This window comes from Paenibacillus phytorum, from assembly GCF_013141715.1.
In the GTDB taxonomy this organism is placed as follows: domain Bacteria; phylum Bacillota; class Bacilli; order Paenibacillales; family NBRC-103111; genus Paenibacillus_E; species Paenibacillus_E phytorum.
The window spans coordinates 1-901 of the sequence record NZ_WHOA01000217.1 but is presented as its reverse complement, the minus strand read 5'-3'; the positions used below and the strand labels follow the sequence as shown (position 1 = coordinate 901).

Genomic DNA, 901 nt, shown 5'->3' with positions numbered 1-901 from the left:
AATAGCTATTTTTCGAGTATTACGAGAGAATGGACCGTATTCATTCCACCACCTCCCATAGAACTTTGACTAACTACTTTCCATCCCTGAGATAACAAATCATTTAGTTCTTCTAAATTATTCTTTTTGTCAGTCAAGTAACTAACAAGTATTGCTTTTTGCATAACACACAACTCCTTTTTTAAACTTGTGATTATGAAGCTATAGTTTTCCATTAGTAGGGTTCTGCGAACAACCAACATCCTAATTCTCAGGAACAACAATAGTATGTATAGCAGTAGTATTATTGGACTTGTCCTCAATAATTATCTTATACTTACCTGCTTCCTTGTACTGATGCTCTTGACTTACTCCCTCATTAGATAAGCTTTCATCAAAAGAAAGAATATCCTCGTATTTTTCATTGGCATTCATTTTTTGAAATGTGACGTGAACTTCATCATTTGGATTTGCAACAATACTATACCTTAGGAGATTCGGACTAGAGACTGGTTTTGCCGTAACAACGTTACCTATTAGAATTTCCTTACTAATAGATGATTTCTCTTGAGAAATAGATTCGTTATCATCGGATAATTGTCGAGAATAAACAAATCCAATTAGTAATACAGAGAACAATGCAATCCCAACAGAACTAATGAAAAATTTCTTTATCATTTCTAACCACATCCTTTCACCCATATTTTACCATATATTTGTTGGATTTAACATTCATAAATTATCAATACTTACTGAATTAAACTGCCCGTTACTTCAATTGACAACGGCAGCCGATCGTGTGCCGGCTGCCGTCATATCGTGATTGAACTATCGTTATCCGTTAGCGTAACGCCAGTTAATCCCATTGCTTATTCTGTATTCCGGCTAATATCCTTTCAACTATCCATTTGGGTGAGGACGA

2 protein-coding genes are annotated in these 901 nt (G+C 35.0%); both read right to left on the bottom strand.

Annotated features, from left to right (window positions below; genetic code table 11):
• Positions 1-5: 5 nt before the first annotated feature.
• On the bottom strand, positions 6-164 hold the full coding sequence (locus GC098_RS30210; protein WP_171647190.1) for a hypothetical protein: 159 nt from the start codon (positions 162-164) through the stop codon (positions 6-8).
• A gap of 79 nt (positions 165-243) precedes the next feature.
• Positions 244-657, bottom strand: a complete 414-nt coding sequence (locus GC098_RS30205; protein WP_171647188.1) for a hypothetical protein — start codon at positions 655-657, stop codon at positions 244-246.
• Positions 658-901 lie beyond the last annotated feature (244 nt).

What these genes read in the sequence shown, in the direction of transcription:
- GC098_RS30205 (WP_171647188.1), bottom strand. Translation starts at nt 657, where the DNA reads ATGATAAAGAAATTTTTCATTAGTTCTGTTGGGATTGCATTGTTCTCT.
- GC098_RS30210 (WP_171647190.1), bottom strand. Translation starts at nt 164, where the DNA reads ATGCAAAAAGCAATACTTGTTAGTTACTTGACTGACAAAAAGAATAAT.